This window comes from Candidatus Accumulibacter sp. ACC005, assembly GCF_907163215.1.
GTDB classification, from domain to species: domain Bacteria; phylum Pseudomonadota; class Gammaproteobacteria; order Burkholderiales; family Rhodocyclaceae; genus Accumulibacter; species Accumulibacter regalis.
Genome location: NZ_CAJQUB010000015.1, coordinates 143680 through 163794, shown reverse-complemented (window position 1 = coordinate 163794; position 20115 = coordinate 143680). Strand labels below are relative to the sequence as shown.

17 protein-coding genes are annotated in these 20115 nt (G+C 64.1%); 4 read left to right on the top strand and 13 right to left on the bottom strand.

Annotated features, from left to right (window positions below):
• Nucleotides 1–35: 35 nt before the first annotated feature.
• The 8 genes from QZ613_RS18610 to QZ613_RS18575 form a co-directional block, all read right to left on the bottom strand.
• Nucleotides 36–542, bottom strand: coding sequence for a hypothetical protein (locus QZ613_RS18610; RefSeq protein ID WP_291983521.1), 507 nt, complete (start codon nucleotides 540–542; stop codon nucleotides 36–38).
• A 74-nt stretch (nucleotides 543–616) separates the two neighbouring features.
• Entirely contained in the window at nucleotides 617–1504 is an 888-nt protein-coding gene (locus tag QZ613_RS18605) for a Tim44-like domain-containing protein (RefSeq protein WP_291863825.1), read from the bottom strand.
• Between the two features lie 13 nt (nucleotides 1505–1517).
• Complete coding sequence (gene ubiE, locus QZ613_RS18600; protein WP_291983519.1) at nucleotides 1518–2258, bottom strand: bifunctional demethylmenaquinone methyltransferase/2-methoxy-6-polyprenyl-1,4-benzoquinol methylase UbiE; 741 nt, start codon at nucleotides 2256–2258, stop codon at nucleotides 1518–1520.
• A 32-nt stretch (nucleotides 2259–2290) separates the two neighbouring features.
• Nucleotides 2291–2719, bottom strand: coding sequence for a DUF971 domain-containing protein (locus tag QZ613_RS18595; RefSeq protein WP_043562566.1), 429 nt, complete (start codon nucleotides 2717–2719; stop codon nucleotides 2291–2293).
• A 106-nt stretch (nucleotides 2720–2825) separates the two neighbouring features.
• On the bottom strand, nucleotides 2826–4436 hold the full coding sequence (locus tag QZ613_RS18590) for a hypothetical protein (RefSeq protein WP_291983517.1): 1611 nt from the start codon (nucleotides 4434–4436) through the stop codon (nucleotides 2826–2828).
• 33 nt (nucleotides 4437–4469) lie between these two features.
• The gene (locus QZ613_RS18585; protein WP_291903210.1) at nucleotides 4470–4901 is read right to left on the bottom strand and encodes an HIT family protein; all 432 of its coding nucleotides are present in this window, start codon (nucleotides 4899–4901) and stop codon (nucleotides 4470–4472) included.
• Between the two features lie 386 nt (nucleotides 4902–5287).
• Nucleotides 5288–6562, bottom strand: coding sequence for a hemolysin family protein (locus QZ613_RS18580; protein WP_291983515.1), 1275 nt, complete (start codon nucleotides 6560–6562; stop codon nucleotides 5288–5290).
• A gap of 2 nt (nucleotides 6563–6564) precedes the next feature.
• A complete protein-coding gene (locus QZ613_RS18575) occupies nucleotides 6565–8106 on the bottom strand; it encodes a hemolysin family protein (RefSeq protein WP_291983513.1) in 1542 nt (513 codons plus the stop codon).
• Between the two features lie 603 nt (nucleotides 8107–8709).
• Between QZ613_RS18575 and QZ613_RS18570 the strand changes: the two genes are divergently transcribed.
• From QZ613_RS18570 to tsaD, 3 genes are all read left to right on the top strand, one after another.
• Nucleotides 8710–9210 carry a universal stress protein gene (locus QZ613_RS18570; protein WP_043562576.1) on the top strand — a complete coding sequence of 167 codons (501 nt, stop codon included), beginning with the start codon at nucleotides 8710–8712 and terminating at the stop codon, nucleotides 9208–9210.
• A 28-nt stretch (nucleotides 9211–9238) separates the two neighbouring features.
• Nucleotides 9239–11038 (top strand): Na/Pi cotransporter family protein, encoded by a 1800-nt coding sequence (locus tag QZ613_RS18565; RefSeq protein WP_291867653.1) that lies wholly within the window; start codon nucleotides 9239–9241, stop codon nucleotides 11036–11038.
• A 135-nt stretch (nucleotides 11039–11173) separates the two neighbouring features.
• Nucleotides 11174–12205: a tRNA (adenosine(37)-N6)-threonylcarbamoyltransferase complex transferase subunit TsaD gene (gene tsaD, locus QZ613_RS18560; protein ID WP_291983511.1), complete on the top strand. Its 1032-nt coding sequence runs from the start codon at nucleotides 11174–11176 to the stop codon at nucleotides 12203–12205.
• Here the strand turns inward: tsaD and plsY are convergent.
• Nucleotides 12202–12900 (bottom strand): glycerol-3-phosphate 1-O-acyltransferase PlsY, encoded by a 699-nt coding sequence (plsY, locus tag QZ613_RS18555; RefSeq protein ID WP_291983509.1) that lies wholly within the window; start codon nucleotides 12898–12900, stop codon nucleotides 12202–12204. The genes tsaD and plsY overlap by 4 nt on opposite strands.
• Before the next feature lie 160 nt (nucleotides 12901–13060).
• Between plsY and QZ613_RS18550 the strand changes: the two genes are divergently transcribed.
• Nucleotides 13061–13417: a dihydroneopterin aldolase gene (locus tag QZ613_RS18550; RefSeq protein WP_043562580.1), complete on the top strand. Its 357-nt coding sequence runs from the start codon at nucleotides 13061–13063 to the stop codon at nucleotides 13415–13417.
• A 62-nt stretch (nucleotides 13418–13479) separates the two neighbouring features.
• Here the strand turns inward: QZ613_RS18550 and QZ613_RS18545 are convergent, their stop codons facing one another.
• The 4 genes from QZ613_RS18545 to QZ613_RS18530 form a co-directional block, all read right to left on the bottom strand.
• Entirely contained in the window at nucleotides 13480–15744 is a 2265-nt protein-coding gene (locus QZ613_RS18545) for a TonB-dependent receptor plug domain-containing protein (protein WP_291983507.1), read from the bottom strand.
• 209 nt (nucleotides 15745–15953) lie between these two features.
• Nucleotides 15954–16514, bottom strand: coding sequence for a hypothetical protein (locus tag QZ613_RS18540; RefSeq protein WP_291983505.1), 561 nt, complete (start codon nucleotides 16512–16514; stop codon nucleotides 15954–15956).
• 185 nt (nucleotides 16515–16699) lie between these two features.
• On the bottom strand, nucleotides 16700–18781 hold the full coding sequence (locus QZ613_RS18535) for a M1 family aminopeptidase (RefSeq protein ID WP_291983503.1): 2082 nt from the start codon (nucleotides 18779–18781) through the stop codon (nucleotides 16700–16702).
• Nucleotides 18778–20046, bottom strand: coding sequence for a ChaN family lipoprotein (locus tag QZ613_RS18530; protein ID WP_291865585.1), 1269 nt, complete (start codon nucleotides 20044–20046; stop codon nucleotides 18778–18780). Before QZ613_RS18530 ends, QZ613_RS18535 begins: the two co-directional genes overlap by 4 nt.
• Between the last annotated feature and the right edge of the window lie 69 nt (nucleotides 20047–20115).

Genomic DNA, 20115 nt, shown 5'->3' with positions numbered 1-20115 from the left:
GTTCACCGTCGAGGAAGACGGGCTGGGTTTAGCGTCTAGCGAAGAAGCTCCATCCGCCCAAGCCGCTTTTCGACGCGTGCCAAGTCGTCGCGAAGCGCGTCGACCTCGGCGCAGAAAGCGTCGACATCGCGGCGCGGGGGAATGGCTTTCTCTTCTTCGGTCAGATATTCGACGATGCCAAATGCCAGATTGCGGGCGCTCCGCCCGTGCCATCGCGCCAATCCGCTTGCCAGACGCAGGGCCCGGCGGGCGACGATGTCGCCCAGCACTTGTGAAAGATCGTGCTCGGCATCCCAGCGCAGGTTGCGGAAGACAAATGCGAGTGCCTCTGCGAGATCCACCGAGCCCGCGATGGTCGCCGCGGAAAACAGCGACGATCGGTTACTCAGCGCACGTACCGGCGCGTCGTCGGGCAGGCGGATACTGACCGCGACGGGCGAAGCTGCGTCCGCCGCGGCGAGCAGGCCGGACTCGAGTATGGTGAACCGCAACTGCCCGCTGGAAAACTGGACCCGCGCTGTCTGCCCGGAAAAGGCGGCCAATCGAGCACGAGCCCAGTCTTCACCCGTCAGTACGTGATTGATGACCGCCAGCGGCGGCCCGCTCCACATACCCTTCAGGAAGCTTGCTGGATACCGGCAACCACCCAGCCGCTCGAACCGTCGACCGGCTTGGTCAAATTCCACACCTCGTCGAAGGCTACTGCGGGCGCGTCGGCCTGCTCACGAATCATGCCGTTCATGCGCACGCTGGCGACATGGCGGCTACCCTCGGTGAGCACTTCGAGAAGCTCGGCGTCTAGCGTCACCACGTCCGTTTGCTGACTTGCTCCGCTGCGCTCGCCCATCTGCAGCTTGATCTCGGCAAAAACCTCGGGGGTGACGAAGGCACGGATGTCTTCCATGTTGCCGGCGTCATTTGCCGCCTGTAGGCGGACGAAGTTCAACTTCGCGACACGGAGAAAGCCATCCACGTCGAAGTCGGCGGGAATGCCTGCCGGCTCCGGAGTGGCCATGTTCGCCGCTCCGCCTGGACGATGCTCTGGCTGGCTTCGGCCAGGAAGCTCCTGGGCGGCGTCGAAACGCGGCGGCGGGGCGGCCACTCCGCCGCCCGCGCCGGCATAGCTCATAGGCTGGCCAGCCCCGGCCGTCGCCGCAGCCTTGCGCCGAAACAGCCACTTGAAGACGAACACCGCGGCCATCGCCAAGAGCGCGATCATCACCAGATTGGCCATTCCCTCACCGAGACCAAAATGCGACAACAGCGCCGCAATTCCGAGCCCGGCCGCGAGTCCGGCCAGGGGGCCCATCCAGCTGCTCTTGGGTGCCGCTGCCGTCGGCGATGCAGCATTGGCCGGCGCCGGCGCGGCTTTCTGGGGTGCTGGCGTGGCCTGCCGCTGCATGCCCATCGAGCGACCACCGCCGAAGCGCTTGGCTTCGGCATCTGCGACCATGAGACCAAAGCTAAACGCGCACACGGCCAACGCAACAAAGAATTTCTTCACGACTCTCTCCTCTTCAGAACTTGAAACCACGGTGCAGGGCAACGACGCCCAGCGCCAGATTGAAATATTCGACCCGCTCTAGCCCAGCCTGTTCCATCAAGCTCTTCAGGCCCTCCTGGTCCGGGTGTACACGAATCGATTCTGCGAGATAGCGATAACTTCCCTCGTCGCGAGTGATCAGCTGACCGAGGCGCGGAATCACCTTGAACGAGTAGAAGTCGTAAGCCGGTGCCAGAGGCTTCCACACCTGCGAAAACTCGAGGACCAGCAGGCGACCTCCCGGTCTAAGTACCCGGCGCATCTCGGCGAGTGCCGAGATCTTGTGGGTCATGTTGCGCAGGCCGAAGGCGACCGTGACGCAGTCAAAGTAGTCGTCCGGAAACGGCAACTTCTCCGCGTCGCATTGCGCGACGCGGACCATCACGCCACGATCGCAGAGGCGGTCGCGGCCGCGCGTAAGCATGGCGTTGTTGATATCGGTCAGCCAGACCTGACCGCCGCGGCCCAGCTTTCTGGCGAAGGCCAGAGCAAGGTCGCCCGTGCCGCCAGCGACGTCGAGGATCCGTGAATCCTCACGGACACCACTCTTGGCGATGGTAAACGCCTTCCACAAGCGGTGCAGACCGCCCGACATGAGATCGTTCATCAGGTCGTAACGTTGTGCCACCGAATCAAAAACATCTGCGACGCGCTGCGCCTTGTCGCTTTCCGCTACTTCCTCAAAACCAAAATGGGTGGTCCCTCTATCACTCATTGATCCCGCTCGCGCTCCTGAAGTTGTGCTGCTCAATGCTTGCCGCAGCCACCGTGGGCCTTGCTGACCGGCGGCGTGGGAACTTTCCCCGGGTCACGACTGGCACCCGCTGCCGCCAGTTTGGCCAGATAATCCTTCCACAGCTGCTGTTGATGGCTACCCAGGTTGTAGAGAACATCCCAGGAATAGAGACCACTGTCATGGCCATCGGAAAAGACCGGGCGGATGGCGTAGTTGCCGACGGCTTCGACGCGGTCGATGCCCACCCCGCGCTTGCCGACTTGCAGCACCTCCTGACCCGGGCCGTGGCCGCGCGCCTCAGCGGACGGCGTAAAGACGCGCAGGAATTCGTAGCTCAGTTCGAAACGCTCGCCGTCCGCAAAAACCAGCTCCAGGACGTGAGACTTCTGGTGCAGTTTGATCTCGGTCGGGATTTTCGTGGTCTCGTCCAGGCCTGCCATGGATGCCTCTAAGCTCAATAGGGCCGACCATGATAGCGCAAAACGCATGCCGGCACGCCGCGACGATCCGCGGCGTGCCGGCGATCGCCCGCGGCTCGGACGGCGATCAGGTGACGGAAAAGCTCACCCGGTCGAAATCTGCCCCGGAGCCGATAACCCGGTCCAACTTCACCCGCCAGACGCCGTTGACGTAGATCTCCAGCAGCCGCCCGGAATAGAACCAACCCTGCGGGATGACCAGGCTCTGCTGGGCCCCGATCGCGGCAACCGCGGGCAGCATGAAGGCGCGGCTATAGGGCTCCGGTCGTCCCGCCTCGCGCGCCAGCGGCCGGGCGGCTACCGCCTGCGGCCTGCCCGGCAGGGCTGAGATGCCGGCGATCAGACCTCCGCCCTGTTCCTGCATCAACCAGACGACCTGGGCCAGAAGATGGGCGTTCCCGTCGTGTGGGCAGATGGACAGCAACTGCTCTGGAACCAAGCGCCGTCCGGCGGTCGAGCGCAGCAAACGGAAGCCGTTGGCACTCTCGTCGAGCACCTCCCAATCGTCGACTGCAAAGCCCAACTGAGTCTGGCGGACTTCAAGCTGCTGGGTTGGATCGAGCGTATAACGGAAGGTAAACAGGCTGTCGAATTCCTCACGCGAATAGATGCGTGCGCTCTCCGGCTGACTGAACTCCTTCCCCGAGATGATGTAGTGCACTCCGGTAAAGCCGGCGCACACTCTGGCCATTCCTGCACCCGGGTGACGGCGGAACTGGCGCGCCGCGCGCAGCAAGGACCACGGCCTGGCCAGCCGTTTGAGAAGCTGCTGGCACTGGCTGGCGGAGCAGTCCTCACCGAGACCGAGTTGTGACGGTGTGATCTTCTGCTGCAACTGCCTGCGCGTCTGGTTGATTTGCATTGCCAGACGGGCGCTGTCGATGCGACGAATGTTCTCCGTCTGCAGGCACGCGGCGGCGGGACGCAGGCCTGCATCTTCCATCAGGTCGACGACCGTTGGTGGCAGGCTTTCGCCCGGGGCCACCGGATGGACGGTCAGCAGCGGCGCCCAGTTGCTCGCCCAGCGTCGGACTATGCCGAGCTGCTGCACGCTGAGGCTGTACGGACCGGCCAGCTCGGTCAGCAGCTGACTGGCGAAAGCCGCCGTGCAGTGGGTGCTCCGCCCAAGCGGGTCGAGAGAGTCGGGCACCGCCAGCGTGGCCACCCCCCACTCCTCGGCGCTGGCGTAGAAGCCGTGCAGATTCAGCCACATGCCGCGCGGCAGTTGCCGGCGAGCGCGATGATACTCGCTGATTGCCATCCCGGTGTAGTAGATGCAGCGATGCAGGATGAGCGCCAGCCGGTCGGCGGCGTCGTCGTCTTCATCGTCAGTCCGTTGCAACCGCGCGCAATGGGCGTAGGCTCGCGAGGCCTTGAGCCAGGTGGCGACCACCTGCTGAAAAGCGGCTTCCTCGGCGTCGCCCAGCGGCAGCGCCTTACTGGTGTATTCGCGAGCCAGCTGTTCCTCGATGAAGCACAGCGAAATTCGCGTCTGCTCAAGGAGTTGCAGGTAGACGTCGCCCGGTGGCGGCGACTGCAGCAGGCTATCCAGGAAATTGTTGATCTCGAACTGAGCCTGACGCGAGTTGGCCAACGGCAGGCGTGAGAGAATTCTGAAACCCGTTTGCAGGTCCGAAATTTTCATGGTGGCTGGGGCTGTGCTAAGGACTGCGCTCATGATTTTGCCTCCTGGCTGACCGCTGCCCACGGTCTAGGTGGTACGCAGGGCGGCGATGATCTGGTCACCCAATTTCCGGCCATCAACCGGCTGGCGCCGTGTGGTACTGGCCCGTTTTGCGGCTGCCCAGACCGGCTGGGGGAAGTTTCTGTCGTCTCGCCAACGTGGAATCAGGTGCCAATGAACATGTGGCGTCAGGTTGCCCAGGCTCGCAAGATTGACCTTGTCCGGCTGGTAAAGGCTGCGTACGGCACTCTCGACAGCAAACACCACCGTCATCAGCTGCATTCTTTCCTTGTGCGGCAGGTCGGTCATTTCGCGGAGATGGCGGTGCAGGATCACGCGGCAGAAACCCGGATAATCCGGGTCCGCTACCATCACCACGCGGCAGATGCCGTTCTCCCAGATCACTTCTCCGCCTGGTGAGTCGCATAGCTCGCAATTCTCCAAACCGCCTTCACTCACTTCCTGACTCCTTGTCCACCGGCCGACGCCAATGCGCCGTGTTGACCGAGACGATAGGCCTGTGCGGCGAAACGCGAGAGGAAATAGGTCACGGAGCGAGAGACAAAAACCCGGGAAGGCCATCGCTTTCCAGGAGTCGCGCCGGCAGGCTCCGAACGGGGCGTTCGCGGCCGCCGCCGAGGCACTCCGCGCGGGCTTGTGGTGCGGTGCGCGATCGGCCATCCCGTGCGCGCTAGCTGACGAGCCCCTCACGACAGGGCGAAGGACGGGAAGCGGCGGCTGGCTGGACGAGGACGCAGGCCGCGCGGCAAGAACCCGGAAAGCGAAGCGGCGCCACTCGCGCGGCGCCGCTCGCGCGGCTCAAGACCGGCCGCTGACGGCAGGCCTTACAAGCGTTCGACGCGCACCTTGGTGACGGAGCGCGCGTCCGCTTCGATCACCGTGTAGCGAAAGCCGCGTTCTTCCACGCTATCGCCGACGACCGGAATGTGGCGCAGGCGGTTGATCAGGAAGCCGGCGAGCGTGTGCGCTTCGCCGACCGGCAAATTCAGCCGCAGCGAATCGTTGAGTTCGGAGATCGGCGCCCGCCCGCCGACCAGATGACGATCGTCGGTCTCCGACTCGATGACCACCCGAGGCGGCTTCATGTTGTCGAAGTCGTAGCCCGAGTCCACCGTCCCGACGACCTCCTCGAAGATGTCTTCCATGGTCAGGATGCCGATCGCCGAGCCGAACTCGTCGACGACGATGGCCATGTGGTCGTTGCGCGCCCGCAGCATCGGCAGGACCTGATCGATGGTCTGCTTCGGAGAAAGGTAGAGTGCCGGGCGAATGAAGTCGCTCACCGAACGCTTGCCAATGTCCGGCAGCAACAGGTCCCAGGTGGTCAGCGTCAGCACACCGGTGACGTTGGTGATGTTGCCGCGAAAGACGGGCAGGCGATTGAAGCCGTGTTCCCAGACTCGCCGTACCGCCTCGTCCATGCCGCGACTCTCGCTGAAACCAATGACTTCGGCCAGCGGCGTCATTACTTCGCCGACCGTTGTGTCGGCGAAGCGAAAGATGCGCCGAATGCGTTGTTTATTGGTGGCGCCGCCGCCGTCAGCGGGCGTTTCCGAGAGATCGAGCAAAACGCGCAACTCATCCTTGGTGATAAAGCCGATCTGCCCCGACGACGCGCCGCCGAACAGGCGTGCGGCAAAGCGGGCAACGCGGCTGAAGACGAAAATCACCGGATAGAAAAGGTAGGAAAAGAAGCGTAGTCCGTAGATGATCTTGGTCACGATCCAGTCGGATTTCTGCTGGAAGATGCTCTTCGGAACGATCTCGCCGAAAATCAGCAGGAAGGGCGTGAACACCAGCACCGAGACCAGGTCACCCGACTCCCCCAGCAGATCGATGAACATCAGCGTGCCAATGGTGGTGATCGTCACCGTCGCGATGTTGGTCCCGACCAGCGTCGTCCCGAGCATGACGTCGGGCGTTCGAAAGAGCTCCAGCACCAGTTTCGCACCCGGGTCACCCAGGCGTGCCTGATGGCGAAGGTGAATCTTGTCGGCGTTGACCATTGCCAACTCCGATCCCGAGAAGAAGCCCTTGAGTATCAGGAAGATGAAAATCACCACCAGGTGAAAGCCCCAATCGAACGGGATCCATTCCATCGTTATCTCCTCGCCTGGTTATCAGCGGCAGCGGTTTTATCTACGCTCTGGTCGCCCTCGGTCGCCTGCGCGCCGCTGGACTCCGCTTCCTCTTCCCTCGCCTCGCGCAACAGCTCGTCCTCGTATTCGTCGAGTGACTCCTGTTCCTGATCTGCCGGTGATTCGTCGGACGTTGACTCGGCAAGGCTCTCCATGTCCAGCGGTTCCGCCGGAGCGGAGCCGCCATCCTCCTCCTGCGTTCGCCCAAACGAGACGCGAACCTTGGTGATGCGCATGCCGCTCACTTCTTTCACCGTGAGCTCGTAGTCGGCGCTGAAGATCTTCTCGCCAACCCGCGGCAGCCGGCCAAAAAGTACCAGCGCGACGCCGCCGATGGTGTTCATCAACGGGTCGTCGATGTCGAAATTGGTGAGCGTGCGGAAATCCGCGAGGCGCATATAACCGGGGACGGTGAAGCTGTTGTTGTGTTCCTGCTGATAGTGCTCCTGTCCTCTCATCTTTCCGGAAATTTCGCCGAAGATGAACGTCATCACGTCCTTGATGGTGACGATTCCGAGGACTTCGCCGTATTCGCCGATGACCACCGCGGCGCGGGTGTTGAAACGCTGGAAATACTCCAGCATCTCGTCGACTTTCTTGGTTGGCGGAACGAAATGCGCCGGTTTCAGGATTTCCGATAACTCGATTTTCGAGATATCGCCATCAACGCGCACCCGGCGCAGCAGATCCTCGGCCTGCAGGAAGCCGATCACGTTGTCCCAGTGGCCCCGGTAAACCGGAACACGCGGATGGCGATAGCCGCGAAAGCGCTCGATCAGTTCCTCGATCGGCAGATCGGCGTCGAGGAAGCGGATGCGCGGCCCCGGCGTCATGATTCGTGCTACTTCGGTTTCCGCCGCCTCGAGCACCTTGTCGATGAGCACCCGCTCCGACGCCTCGATGACCCCGGTCTCCTCGCTGTCGGCCATCAGCGTACGCAGCTCGTCCGGCTTGAGGATGTTCTCGCGGTCGACGTGTTCGCCAACGACGAAGGTCGTGACCCGGTCGGCAACCAGGCGCACGACGTCGCGCAGAGGGGTGACCAGGAAAATCCACTTCGGCAGAAAACGCGCTGACAGTTTTGTGGCGAACTTTACCGGCGCGTTGACGGCGATCGTTTTCGGAGTGACTTCGCCAAAGAGCAGCAGTAGCGGCACCATGACGACGATATTGATCCATCCGGCATCCTTTTCGCCAAACATGGTGACCAGAATCATGGTCATGTTGGCCGCCGCCGCGATGTTCACCAACTCGTTGCCGCAGAGCAACGAGACGATCAGCCGCCGTGGCTCGTCGAGCATCGCGTGAATGCTTTCGGAATGAGGGTTGCGCGAGTTGCGCAATTTCTGCAGATCGATGCGACTAAGCGAGAAAAGTGCGGTTTCGGAGCCGGAGAAAAACGCTGAAAACGAGAACAGAATGCACTGAATCAGAATTCGAATGGTCAGTTCCCAATCGATCTCCGACAGATTGATCAAGTCGACGGTTTCCCTCAACCAGTCCATGAAATGCCCCCGTCCCAGGAATTATTGGCCAGCACAGACCGCCATTTGGCGTGCCGGATCGCAGTGTGCACGGTCCTCTGATCAACCGGCCGGCAGCCGAACCGATGCGGGGACGCGCAAGCGGCAAGGATAGGCGCAATGTAGGCACGAAACAAGCCTTGGCGCGGGAAAACGCCGACTTTTCCGGCTCTTGGCGGCCGCGGAGGCGTCGTTGGCAACTCCGTCCCGCGCATTCGTTGCGCGTCTTTGCCGAAACACGGTGCAGCTTTCCCTGGTCGCTGCCAAGGCAAGAGCCCTGCGTTGTTGGCCGCTAGACATGCGCGTTGGGCGCGTAATCTACGCACGAAAAACACGGGATAGAGACGGAATCTATTGTATTCTTGCGTCTGCCCGTTTACAGGTTGCGATCGAGGAACAGCCCACGGCGGGTTCCCAATGAATTGTCCTGCGGGTATTCGCCGGTGACCGGGTTGGCTTGAGAAGCGGCCTCCAGGTGGCGGCGAAAGCGCCCGGAAGGTCGTGACCCGCCGCGGTCGGCGGCCTGGATCCCCATCCGGCGACGGCACAAGCCAGTTGCCATCAGAAGAGAGGAGCATTTGCCCCATGGCTGACAAGAAACCAGATTCACCCTCGCACGAACCGCCCCGCGGCCCGATTCTCGTGCCGGTCGATTTCTCGGCGCACTCGGAGGCCGCGCTGCTGCTCGCCAGTGACTTTGCCGACGGCCTGGGATGCAAACTCGCGGTCCTGCACGTGGTGCACGACCCACAGAACATGCCTGGCTACTACGCGCGCATGGCCGGCAAGAAGACCCTGACGCGAATGGCGGATATTGCGGGCGAAATGCTCGACGAATTCATGGCCAAAGTTCAGAAGCGGCATCCCGAGCGGCACGCCTTGCACAAGGCCGAGGTGCTGCTGGTCAAGGGAATTCCGGTGACGCGAATTCTGCAGGTGGTCGAGAAAGAGAAGGCCAGCATGGTCGTCATGGGCAGCAAGGGTGCGACAGGACTGCGGCACCTGCTGCTCGGGTCCGTGGCCGAGCAGGTCCTTGGCCTCGCCAAGCTGCCGGTGACTATCGTCAAAGAACAACCAAAATACTGAGTCGAAACGACCGGAGGAGACCTTACCTATGCTCAACACCTATCTGAAACAATGCCAGACAACCAACGGTGCCCTGGTTGCCCTAGGCATCGTCGGCGCAGTTCTGGGCGTCATCGCCTGGCCCGCGCTGGCCGCCACCGGCAGCACCGCCCCCATGAACTGGGGTGGCATGACCATGGAGCTGCTCGGCGGCCTGGCCCTTTTCCTCTACGGCATGACGCAGATGGAAGTGGGGCTGAAGGCGGTCGCCGGCGAGCGCATGAAGAGCATCCTCGCCAAGCTGACCGTCAACCGCTTCGCGGGCGTCGGAACCGGCGCCGTGGTGACCGCGGTGATCCAGTCGTCATCGGTGACCACCGTCCTCCTGGTAGGCTTCATTTCGGCCGGGCTGATGTCGCTGCCGCAATCGGTCGGCGTCATCATCGGTGCCAAGATCGGCACCACGATTACCGGCCAGATCGTCGCCTTCAAGATCACCAAGGCGGCGCTGGCGATGGTCGCCGGCGGCTTTGGCATGCTCTTTCTTTCCAAGAACGAGAAGATAAAGGCCTATGGCGGCATGCTGATGGGTCTGGGCCTGGTGTTCTTCGGCATGCACGTGATGGGTGAGGCTATGCACCCCTTGCGCAGCTACCAGCCCTTCCTCGACTTGATGCAGACGATGACCAACCCGCTCCTCGCCGTGCTCGTCTCGGCAGTCTTTACCGGGATCATCCAGTCTTCCTCGGCCACCACCGCGATCATCATCGTCATGGCCTCGCAGGGTTTCATCAGCCTCGATGCCGGTGTCCCGTTGGTCATGGGTGCCAATATCGGCACCTGCGTGACGGCGCTGCTGGCCGCCATCGGCAAGCCGCGGGAAGCTGTGCGCTGCGCCGTCGTGCATACCGGGCTTGCTTGTACGGGCGTCCTTATGTGGCTGCCGTTTGTCAGCGTTATCAGGAGTGCGGCCGTCGCCATGTCGCCGGTCTATCCCGAACTCAGCGGTATGGATCTGCTCGCAGCGGAGACGCCGCGCCAGATCGCCAACGCGCACACCTTCTTCAACATTGCCAACGGCTGCATTTTCATCTGGTTTACCACCTACATCGCGCGCGCGGCGGAGTGGCTGGTGCCTGACAAGCCGCTCGAAGAGGACGCGATGATCGTGCGTACCAAGTTCCTGCAGGAGGAACTTCTGACCACGCCAACCCTGGCGCTGGACAGTGTGCGCATGGAAGTCATGCACATGGGCGAGACCGTCAACGCGATGCTGAAGGGGATCATGCCGGCGATCATCAAGGGCGATACCAAGGCGCTTGAGGAAATACGCCAGATGGACGACACGGTCGACATCCTTCATGCGGGAATTCTCGACTACATGGCCAAGATCAGCAAACAGCCGCTGCTTGAAGAACAGACCAGGGAGTTGATGCAGCTGATGGAGGCGGTGAGTAACCTGGAGAACATCGGCGACATCGTCGAAACGAATCTGGTGGTCCTCGGCCATGATCGCGTTCGCGACAAGATCGAGGTCAGCGAACAGACCCAGCAGGTGCTCAATGGCTTCCAGGTCGCGATCAGCAAGGCCGTAGCGGCGGCGGTGATGGCCGTCGCGCAGCGCAACGAGCGCTCGGCACAGGTGGTCACCGGGATGAAGGACGAGATCAACCGCATCGCCGATTCGGCAGCCATGCACGAGGCGCGCCGGCTGGTTGCCGAGGAGCCCAATCGCATCCTGGCCTACACGCTGGAAGTCGAGATCATCGAGAAGCAGAAGCGCATCTACTACTTCGCCAAGCGCATGGCCAAGACCGTCTTGCCGACGGTTCTTCAACAGCGCGATTAAGTAGTCGTCGTTCGCAAGAGCCCTTGCCCGCTGCGGGCAAGGGTTTTTTTCGTTTTGGCCTGGCGTGTGGCCCCGCGCCTGCCGGTCGCCGTCGCGAAAATCGTGTCGCCGGGCTGGCCGGGTTAGAATGGCGCGATGCTGGTTCTCGGAATCGAATCCTCATGCGACGAAACGGGTATGGCGCTGTACAGCACGTCTGCTGGCGGCTCGCTGCTCGCGCACACGCTGCACTCGCAGGTGGCCATGCACCAGGACTACGGCGGTGTCGTGCCGGAACTCGCCTCGCGCGATCATATCCGGCGCGTCGTACCGCTGTTGCGCAAGGTTCTTGCCGATAGCGGCCGTTCGCTGCCCGAGATCGACGCCGTTGCCTACACTCAGGGGCCGGGTCTGGCCGGTGCCTTGCTGGTTGGAGCGGCCTTTGCCGAGGCGCTGGCGACCGCGCTCGAGCGGCCCAGCGTCCCCGTGCACCACCTCGAAGGTCACCTCCTGTCGCCATTGCTGTCGCGCACGCCACCGCGTTTCCCTTTTGTCGCCCTGCTCGTTTCCGGCGGCCATAGCCAGCTGATGCGCGTGACGGGCGTCGGCGAGTACGAGCTGCTCGGCGAAACGCTCGACGACGCGGCCGGCGAGGCCTTCGACAAGACCGCCAAGCTGCTCGGCCTGGGCTATCCCGGCGGACCGGCGCTGGCCGAGCTGGCCGAACGGGGCCGCCCGGAGGTGGTGAAGCTGCCGCGCCCGATGCTCAAGTCCGGCGATCTCGATTTCAGTTTCAGCGGCCTGAAAACGGCAGTGTTGACCAAGGTCCGCGAGCTGCCGACGATCGATGAGCAACAGCGGGCGGACATTGCGCGCGGTTTCCAGGACGCGATCGTCGAGGTCCTGGTCAGCAAGGCCTTGCGCGCGGTGGCGACGAGTGGTCTCAAGCAGTTGGTCGTCGCCGGCGGCGTCGGCGCCAACCGTGAGCTGCGCCGCCAGCTCGACGCGCGCGCCGGCAAGGCGAGGATCGCCGTCTTTTATCCCGAACTCGAATTCTGTACCGACAACGGCGCGATGATCGCCCTCGCCGGCGCCCTGCGCCTGCAGACCGCCGGCGATCGCGGAACGGCCGGCAAAGCGACCGGTGCTTTTCAGGTGCGGCCGCGCTGGCCGCTGCATTGCATTTAGCGCGAGTCGGTCGACTTCGTAGCGTGCCCTGATTTGGTCGATCTCACCGGCCTCGGCGGCTTGGCGCCACTGGCCAGCGCCTCCTTCTTGCCGCCGATTTTCGGTTCGCTGCCGGCCATCAGCCGCTGCAGGTTCTGCCAGTGCTTGCCGATCAGCGCCATCGAAATGATCCCGATGGCCAGCACGATGCCGTCCTTGCCCCACGCCAGAACGGCGAAAACCGGCGCCGCTGCCGCCGCTACCAGCGCTGCCAGCGACGAATAGCGCAAGGTCAGGGCGATGAACAACCAGGTGCCCAGCGTCGCCAGTCCCAGCCAGACGTTGATCGCCAGCAATACGCCGGCCGCCGTGGCCACGCCCTTGCCGCCCTTGAAGCCCAGGAAAATCGGGTAGAGGTGGCCGAAGAAAACCGCCAGCGCGACCAGTCCTGGCGTGTAGTCGGGCAGGCCGTACTGGCGCGAATAGTGGCTGGCCAGAAAGACCGCCAGCCAGCCCTTGGCCGCGTCGCCGAGCAAGGTGAATATCGCGGCTCCCTTGTGACCGCTGCGCAGGACGTTGGTCGCGCCGGGATTCTTCGAGCCATAGCTGCGTGGGTCGGCAAGGCCGAAAAGGCGGCTGGCGACCAGCGCGAACGAAATCGATCCCAGCAGATAGGCAGCCAGGACGCCGAGGGCAGTGAGCAGGGAAGGCGGCATGAGCGGTGATCCGGTCGGCGGACGGTGGAATGCCTGGCAGCTTGGCTGCACGGATGGGCAGATGGTCGATGTGGCTCTGGGTTAGAATGCGCACACTTGTCGTCGCGCAGCAGACTTCGCGACCAGCCCGGGATTTTACACCGACCTGACGCAACGCCGCATGGACATCATTTTCATCGACGCGCTTCGCGCTTCCACGCTGATCGGCATCTACCCGCGCGAAAAAGCGATGCCCCAGACGATAGAAATCTCGTTGCAGATCGGCACGTCGACCGCCAGCGCCGGCGCCAGCGACGACATCGGTGACACCATCGATTACGCGACGGTCGCCGAACGCCTGCGCAGCGAGTTGGCGGCGCGCCACTTCAACCTCCTCGAACGTCTTGCCGAATACGTGGCGACGCTGCTTCTCGAAGACTTCGGCGCCACCTGGGTTCGCGTCTCGATCGCCAAACTGGGAATGATGAGCGGCGTGCAGCGCGTCGGCGTGGTCATCGAGCGCGGCGCCGCCTCCTGATCGCCCGCTCGCGGCCCCTGTCTGGCTGCCTGCCCACTGCCAGCCCTGTATTGCTCGAGCGCTCAGAAGCGCAGGTTCATCCCGGCGTAGAGCGAACGCCCGGTACCCGGCACCGCGGTTCCGTAGAGCATTGGCCGCTGACCAAGATAGGCGCCCCCGAGGGGCGACTCATAGAGCCTGTCGAAGAGGTTCTCGACGCCGATGTCGACGCGCAGCTGCTTCCATTCGTAGCTGCTGCGCAGGTTGAGCAAACCGTAGCCGCTGGTCCTTAGCTCATTGCGCGTCTGCGAAACCTGCGTCTTGGCGTCGACGAAGACGCCCTCGACGGTGTTGGTCCACGCTCCCGAGTTCTGCACCAGCGCCAGCTTCGCGTTCAGAGGCATGATGTGGTACAGATTGTCGTCACTCTGCGAGTTCCGCCCGCGCACGTAGCTCAACACCCCGGTCATCGTCAGCTTGCCGATTGCGCTCGCTTGCACCAGCGGCAAGCGGGCGCTGGCGTCGGCGCCGTACAGCCGCGCCGTCTGATTGGCAAACTGCAGGTAAACGAAGTTGTCGGTGCGTGTCAGGTTGCTCCCCTGGCACGGCGACATGCCGCTGCCACCCGAACAGCGAACGGCATCGACGTAATCCTGCACGTAGGTGTAGAAGGGGGTGACGCTGAGATTCCACTGCTCGCGCGCCGCGTCGTGCCAGCTCGCTGTTGCGCTGATGGTGTGCGCGACCTCCGGATCGAGGTCGACGTCGCCGACGTAACCGTTGCCGTCACCGAACCAGTTGACCATGTTCATGGCCATCGGGTTGTTGGTCGACCAGGCGTAGCGCTCGTAGAGGTTCGGCGAGCGCGTCTTGCGCGCGTAGCCTGCCTCGTAGGTCTGCTCGGCAGCTGCCGTGAAGCGCAGCAGGGCGGCGAGATCGATGTTGTGGTCGGTCTTCTGGCGATCGAGAGCGTTGAACGCGCCGGGAATCGACGCCGGATTTTGCGGGTCGCCGTAGAACGCTGTGTTGTAGCCCTGCACGTCGCCGCTATCCATCCTCACCGTGCTGCTGCGCAGTCCGAGCTGCGACAGCCATTGCCGACTCCAGCGCGCCTCCCACTCGCCATAGACGTCGAAGCGGTCGCGCTGGCCGTCGTTGATGTTCCAGAAAGTCGATCCCTTCATTCCCGCCATCGGCATGGCCACCACCGGCGAGATCGGATCCCACCAGTCGTCCAGCCGGTATTTCTGGTATTCGCCGCCGACCCTGAACAGGTCGCGTTCCGAGGCGATGATCTCCGCCTTGAGCTGGACGCCGGTGGTCTTGCCGTGCGTATCCATCGGCATGCCGGCCAGGTTCTTCATCGGGCCAGTGGTCTGCAGCTTGTCGTCGAGGAAGTTCATCGTATGCCGCGTGTCTTCGTGATAGGCGCGCGCCTCCAGCGAACCCCAGGCATACTCGCCCAGATAACGGGCGTTGACCTGCTGGCTGGTGTTGTCGGTCAAGTCCATGCGTTGATTCGGGAAGCCTTGGTAGGGCATGTGCTGATAGCCGAACTTGAGCTCGAAGAGATGCTCGGCGTGGCGCAACGCGAGGCTCAGCAACTGGTTTTGCGACTTGTACGGCGACGAGCCCACCTCGTCGCCGTCGAGCCACTCGGTCGTACCCTCCGACAGCCCGGCGGCCTTGAAACTACCCCCGGCCCGATAGTTGTCCGCCTGCGCCGTCGAGCCCGCATAGTTGAGGCTGAGCATCTCGTTGGCAATCGTCGCCGAGAGATTGGCGCCGCGACCGTTGCCGTTGCTGCGGTAGAAGGCACCGGCCTGGCCCTTGAGCAGCTTGCCTTCGCCGGCCTTGGCGAACTCCGGAGGCGGCGAGTTGACCTGGATCGTTCCGGCAATGCTGTCGCCGCCGGCGCTGACCGGAGTGACGCCGGCAAACAGGGCGACGCTGTCGACGTTGGTCGGGTCGATATACGACAGCGGCGGATTCATGTGGTTGGCGCACGAGGAAATCAGGTTCATGCCATCAACCTGGATGCGGATGCGGTCGTCGGCAAGACCGCGGATCACCGGCAGGCTGGAAACGCCACCGGCGCCGTAGGTGCTGACACCGGGCAGTGCGTCGAGCAGCCTGGCGCTATCGCTGGTTGCAGCGCGGTAGGGCGCGATGCTCGCCGCGTCCAGGCGCCTGCTGTCGAGCGGATCGACGTCGTCGATCCGCGATGCATTGACCACCACTTCCTTCATGACCGGTGTTGCCGAGCTCTCTTGTGCGTCGGCGTGCTGCCACCCACCGGCCAAGGCCAGCGCCACTGCGACGGCGATCGGTTTTCTCTCCCGCTCCATTGCCAACTCTCCCTGAATGTCTTCTTGATGCCGGGCATTCTAGGGATTGATGCTGCAGTGCGGAATGTGGCAAATCGCCGCACAAGGCACTATTTTTGATGAAAATCAAAAGCTTGTGGCAGGGGACCTGCTGTCGGTGGGCCTGGTGGCAGCGCGGCCGACGCTTGCGTTACGGGTTCGGCCTGACGCCGCGGTCAGCCGAACGAAGCCTAGGGCAGGGTCATGCCGACGGTCCACATCATGCCTGCCGCGCCGAACAGCACCACCTCTGAACAGAAGCGGTTATAGCAGTAACCCATCGACGGTATGATGGCAGGGGCATACCCCGAGCCGTTCATCGGGATCTTGTCCTGATACTCACCCCGGTAGCCATGTATGACGCCGGCCGTGAGTTTCAGATAGAACGGTTGCACCGTCTCGACCGGCCGCCAGAGCAGGCCGCCGTAGGCGTACCAGGTCGCCTGACTATAGGAGTTGTCAAACGTCGCTGCGCCGACCAGCAGCTGACCCTTTAGCCACTGCTTGTCCAGTCGCCACTCGGGGTTGATCAGAACTTGCGAATTATCGTGCGCGTCATCGGGGTGGAAGTGCACCGAGGCGAGGCTGGTCTGGAGGTAGAAACGGTCGGTTCGCCACGGCTCGGGAGCGCTCCAGGCGGCCTTGAAGTCTGCCTGTGGCGGGGTCTGGGGCAGTTGTTGCGCCATGGCGGCCGGAACGGCCAGTGTCGTCGCCGCCAGTGCGGCAAGTGCTCGTTTCAGAAACGGCATCATCAGTCTCCCTGCACGCGTCGCGCGGCGGCGTTAGTGGCTGGAACGGCGCGAATCGGTACGATCGCGAAGACGTCGTTGGCGAGGAAAAAACAGCTTGTTTTGCCCGGCCCGGGACGAAAAGCCGGAACGATAGCACGGCTCCCGCGGCCTTGTCAGGTTTTGCGCCGTCCGCGCCGCGCCGGCATTCAGCGGCCGGCCTTTCGGCCAGGATCGCCGGCCGGCGGACGGCTCACCGGAACGGGTGGATCGACGAGCGGCCAGACGCCGCGGGCGAGCGCGCGACTGCCGTCGAAAACCAGCCAGCTCTGGCTGCCGTAGTGCGGCAGCGGGCGCAGCAGGGCGCTCAGCGCCGCAGCGTCGCGTGCCGAAACGACCGCTACCGGCACGTCCGTTTGGCCGACGATGGTCCACAGCTGGGCGCTTCCGCGCTGACCGGGAGTCGGCGGCCGCGGCGGCAGGCCGGTCGCCGCCAGCGCCGCGTCAACGTCGGCATGCAGGCCGATCAGCAATACCGGCGTCGTCGTCTTGCGCAGATCGTCGGGCGGGATTTCCCGCGGCGCGACTTCAAATAGCCGTGCCGCAAGGGCTGCACCCGCGTCGCGCACCTCGGAAAGCGCCGTGACCAGCAGCAGGCGTGGCTCGCGGGCGACGATCCACTGGCGCAGGATCGGCGGCAGTTGCGCCGCGTCGAGCAATCGCCAGAGGCGCAGCTGCGGGTCGAGAACGACGCCTTGCGGCGAGCCGGAAAGCGTCAGACTGACCGTCTGCTGCAGCCGGTCAATGTCGACGGAACGGCTTTCCGCGCGCCCGCCGTAGTTGATTTCGAGGGGCAGACGCAGAGCGTAGGCCGGCGCGTCTTGACTCACTTCGAGTGTCAGGCGCGTGTCGCCGGCGACGGTGCTGGCGCTTGCGCTGTGGATGCGCAGTGTGGGCGCGCCGTCGCGCAGCAGCCACTGGCGGAAGAAAATCGTCAGCGACTGCCCCGACGCCTGCTCGAATGCTTGCTGCAAGTCGCCCCAGCTGGCGACACGAAAGCGCTGCTGTTGCCAGAATAGCCGCAGGCCGGCGCGAAAGTGCTCCTCACCAAGTCGGTCGCGCAACATCACGAAGAGCATCGCCGCCTTGCCGTAGCCGACGGCCGCCGCCGCGCCGTGCGTGCGCGAGCGGAACGACGCCAGCGTCTGCCTGCTCGCCGCCGGCAGCGCGGCGAAGTCGCGCAGCCAGCCGAGGCGCATGGCCTGCGCGGCGGCGGCCGATTCGCTCTCCTTGTACGCGTAGTCGGCCATGAAGGTGGTCAGGCCCTCGGCCCAGTTACCCGTCGCGTAATCGACGTAGACGCCGTTTCCCCACCAGTTGTGCAGGATTTCGTGGCCCAGCGAAGTGGCGCGAATGAAGGGCAGCTTGAGCACCTCGGCACCGAGATAGGTCAGGGTCGGCATTCCGAAGCCGGTCGGCAGCGGACTGGCGATCACCGAAAAGCTGCTGAACGGGTAGGCGCCGATTTCCCGTGCATAGCGTTCGATGTGCGTACGCGTGTCGTCGAGGTAGGCGTCGGCCAGGCCGGCGATCTCGTCGAGCTCGCGCGTGAAGTAAGTGCGCAGGCGCAGCGGCCCGGCGTCGCCGGCCGGCATCGTTTTCTCGCGCACGATCCACGGGCCGGCCATCAGGTCGATGCCGTCGGCCGGATCGGCGAACTCGAAGCTGGCGCGATAGCGATCGCCGGGTCCTGCCGGTAGCTCCTCGTCGAGCAGTCGGCCGGCGACCAGCGCCCGTTGTTCACCAGGGACGTTCACGCGCACGCGGTAGCTGAACAAAGCCGCCGGTTGCGGATACCAGCCGCCGCCCGAGGGCAGGAAACTGCCTTCGACAGCGGCCATCGGCGGCAACCCGCGCAGCACCTGACGATGGTCGAGGCGGGGATCGAGGGCCGGCAGCGTGCCCTGGTAGGCGATGCGCAGCGTCGCCTGCGCCGTCGGCAGGCGTGCCTGCCAGGTGCGCAGATTTCCCTGCTGCCCGGTCAGCCGGACGACGATCGGCTGACTGTCGGCCGACGCGCTGTCGATGGTCAGCGACTCGTGCAGGGCGAAGCGAAAGCTCCGCTGACCGGGCCTGACCGCGGCGACGACGGCGAGGCGGCGACTGGCCGGGTCGAGCGTGACATCGAGTGCGAGATGCGCGGCAGGCGTGTCGACCGCCCACGCCGCAGCGCTGGCGACGGCCAGCAAGAGTAGCGCCGGCAGCGAGCGCAAGGCAGACCAGCGACTCATTGCTGCGCCGGGAAGCGGACGATGATTTCAAGCTTCTCGCCGGCGCGCTCGATGTGCAGCGGCAACCAGGTTCCCGGCGGCTGCTGGCGTATCGAGTTCAACAGCGAAGTCAGACCGTTTAGCGGCTGGCTGGCCACGGCAAGAATCCGGTCGCCATCCTGCAGGCCGCTCTTCTCGGCCAGGCTGCCCTTACTCACGCTGGCGATCAGCACTCGCCCGTCCTTGCTTTCGAGCGTCACGCCAAGGCGCGGCGGCTCGGTCGCCGTGCGCGGCGGTGTTGGCACGGCGAAGACGGCGTCGGCGAGCCCGGGGACAAGCTCGTCGCAAGGGCTTGCCGCGGCGAGCGGCAACAGGGTGCCGATCGAGCGCACGCCAAGGTCGCGCAACTGGTGCGGCACGCCATGCCCGAAGCGCAGGTGACCGCTTCCCATGATGCCGACGATCAGCGGCTTGCCGCCGCTCGCCGTCGGCGCCACCTGGCCGGCCAGCACTTCGGCCATCGCCCGATCCCAGGCCAGTTGCGAGTCGACAAAGCGGGCAAAGGCGGCGTCGCCGCGTCTGGCCTTGGTCGACTTGCCGCGCATCGTCGCGTGCTGGCGATAGACCTCGAAGAGGAACTCGCGGTAGGCGTCCGACGGCGCGGCCGCCTGGCCGACGCCTTCACGCTCGGCAAGCGGTACCGCGTCCCAGCCGCGGTCGGCAATCTTGCGCGTCAGCTCCTGGTCGATATTCAGGGCCAGCATCGGGATTCGGTTCAGTCGCGCGAACTCGAAGAGCGGCAGATACAGTTCCGGCCGCGTGTTCCAGACCTTTTCCCATTCCGCTTGCGCGAGAAACTCCTTCACGCTCAGCTCGCCGGCGACCCAGCGATCGAGAATCGCTTGCACCCGGCGGGGAAACATTTCGAAGCCGATGACCATCTCCGGGCGCAGCGCGTGCAGTCCGGAGAGCACCTGCAATTGCCACTGGTGGTGGTCGGCGTCGTCATGCTCTTCTCCGAGCAGCAGTACGTCGCGTCCGCTCAGTTCAGCGAGAATCTTCTGCTTGCTGGCGGCTTGCGGCTGCCGCTCGGCGAAGACCGCCCAGCTTGCCGGCGCCAGACAGGCTTTGGTCGGCGCTTTCGTGCTGCCCGCTGCGCTGCCCATGGCGCTGCTGTTGGCGACCAGCGCGCCCAGAAGCGTGCTCCCGACTGCCGCGACGAGCAGGGAGAAGATCGTTCGCGGAGCTGCTCGGGATCCGGGTCGGGGTGGGAGTGATGGCATCATGGCTGGTGGCTCCGGGGTGGGGTGCTGGTCGGCGACCTGCCGCCCGCCGTGGGCGTCGCCAGGCAGGAC

What these genes read in the sequence shown, in the direction of transcription:
- ubiE (WP_291983519.1), bottom strand. Translation starts at nt 2,258, where the DNA reads ATGAGTGATAGAGGGACCACCCATTTTGGTTTTGAGGAAGTAGCGGAA.
- QZ613_RS18595 (WP_043562566.1), bottom strand. Translation starts at nt 2,719, where the DNA reads ATGGCAGGCCTGGACGAGACCACGAAAATCCCGACCGAGATCAAACTG.
- QZ613_RS18590 (WP_291983517.1), bottom strand. Translation starts at nt 4,436, where the DNA reads ATGAGCGCAGTCCTTAGCACAGCCCCAGCCACCATGAAAATTTCGGAC.
- QZ613_RS18580 (WP_291983515.1), bottom strand. Translation starts at nt 6,562, where the DNA reads ATGGAATGGATCCCGTTCGATTGGGGCTTTCACCTGGTGGTGATTTTC.
- QZ613_RS18575 (WP_291983513.1), bottom strand. Translation starts at nt 8,106, where the DNA reads ATGGACTGGTTGAGGGAAACCGTCGACTTGATCAATCTGTCGGAGATC.
- QZ613_RS18570 (WP_043562576.1), top strand. Translation starts at nt 8,710, where the DNA reads ATGGCTGACAAGAAACCAGATTCACCCTCGCACGAACCGCCCCGCGGC.
- QZ613_RS18565 (WP_291867653.1), top strand. Translation starts at nt 9,239, where the DNA reads ATGCTCAACACCTATCTGAAACAATGCCAGACAACCAACGGTGCCCTG.
- tsaD (WP_291983511.1), top strand. Translation starts at nt 11,174, where the DNA reads ATGCTGGTTCTCGGAATCGAATCCTCATGCGACGAAACGGGTATGGCG.
- plsY (WP_291983509.1), bottom strand. Translation starts at nt 12,900, where the DNA reads ATGCCGCCTTCCCTGCTCACTGCCCTCGGCGTCCTGGCTGCCTATCTG.
- QZ613_RS18550 (WP_043562580.1), top strand. Translation starts at nt 13,061, where the DNA reads ATGGACATCATTTTCATCGACGCGCTTCGCGCTTCCACGCTGATCGGC.
- QZ613_RS18545 (WP_291983507.1), bottom strand. Translation starts at nt 15,744, where the DNA reads ATGGAGCGGGAGAGAAAACCGATCGCCGTCGCAGTGGCGCTGGCCTTG.
- QZ613_RS18540 (WP_291983505.1), bottom strand. Translation starts at nt 16,514, where the DNA reads ATGATGCCGTTTCTGAAACGAGCACTTGCCGCACTGGCGGCGACGACA.
- QZ613_RS18535 (WP_291983503.1), bottom strand. Translation starts at nt 18,781, where the DNA reads ATGAGTCGCTGGTCTGCCTTGCGCTCGCTGCCGGCGCTACTCTTGCTG.
- QZ613_RS18530 (WP_291865585.1), bottom strand. Translation starts at nt 20,046, where the DNA reads ATGATGCCATCACTCCCACCCCGACCCGGATCCCGAGCAGCTCCGCGA.